Below are 1263 nucleotides of genomic sequence, written 5' to 3'. Positions count from 1 at the left end.
CAGGCGTACTTCGTGGGTAAGTCCGAAAGCTGGTATGTGCCTATTCCGCAATCGGTGCGTGCGTGGCTGGAGAAGTTTCGCGCGTTTTTAAGCGAGTTGTTCCGAGCTGGGCGGCACTTGATGCAGCTCGAAGCGGAGGGGAAACTAGACGCTGGGTTTAAGCAGACGTTAGCGGAAGCGGTGGGCCTAGATATGGCAACGGTCGCGGCCCTGCGGCAAGAAGGCTGGGCCGGTGGGGACGAAGTGCGCGCAATCGCAGGCGGACGGGCTAGCGGTATCGGGGACTTGGAGGGCGTGATGTTCTCGCAGACTCGCGAAGGGGCCAAGGGGGCGAAGTTCGACCAGGCTAACGAATCCCGCGATTGGGTGAGTTGGAGCATGGAGCAAGCGGCCTCTGCGCCTATGCGTGCCGCGACCAACTTCAAGCAGGCCAGAGATGCCGCAAAAACCTTTCAGGGCCAGCCGTTGACCAATCAGCAAACCGGCATGACTGCGGTTGTCTCGCGCAACTCGCTGGACAAAATGTTATCTGCTTCAGCGATAACCAAGTCTGAAAGCCCCGCCGTTCATTCAGCGGCAGTCGCCAATGTAGACAGCTTGTTTGCTCGCGCTGTGCTGGGATGGAGCAAACCGGACAGAGCCGCAGACCCCACCATTAAAGCGATTCATCGCTTCTTTGCCCCGTTGGAGGTCGAAGGCCGCGTGAAGCTGGTCAAGCTGACCGTAAAGGAAAGACCTCAATCGGCGTATGGCAATCAACTCTACACGGTGGAAGCGGTGGAGTTTGACAATGGCGAGAATGGGGAGGCGTGGCTTGAAGCGTCCGCGCGCGAAGATGGGGTTTCTTTTTTTGGGCAAAGAAATTCCCCAGCGGCTGGAGTAGGTCGGCCAAGCAACCCAAATGGATTGCCCCCCAATAACATTGACCCTCGGGGTGACGTGTCCGAAGACGCGCCAAGTTTCTCCGCTGGGGACGTGCAAACGCTTGCACAGGCCATCGCGAAACGCAACCAAAATCCCGCCCCAATAGAAAAGGCCCGGAACTTAGAACTGAGCGTACCCCCTAACAATGGGGGGGCTGGAACTAAGCCCGAGGCCTATGGACAGGAGCAAAACACTTCCGCTTCGGATGTCAAGGCAGATATTAACCTTGAAGTAAAATCGGCTGCCAGTGACACGACCCGCCAGCTTCGGCCTGTGAATCGTCCGACTGCGGAGCAGCAGAAGGCGGCGTTAAAGCAACAGGTGTTTGAGGCGAGCGGT

General features: G+C 58.0%; 1 protein-coding gene. It reads left to right on the top strand.

Annotated features, from left to right (window positions below; genetic code table 11):
- Window positions 1–120: 120 nt before the first annotated feature.
- Window positions 121–1263: LPD3 domain-containing protein (locus AXK12_RS01005; RefSeq protein ID WP_197456943.1), on the top strand; the 1143-nt coding region annotated here is incomplete at its 3' end.

The organism is Cephaloticoccus capnophilus (assembly GCF_001580045.1).
In the GTDB taxonomy this organism is placed as follows: Bacteria; Verrucomicrobiota; Verrucomicrobiia; order Opitutales; family Opitutaceae; genus Cephaloticoccus; species Cephaloticoccus capnophilus.
The sequence above is the reverse complement of the archived record's forward strand: the minus strand, read 5'-3'. Positions and strand labels throughout refer to the sequence as shown.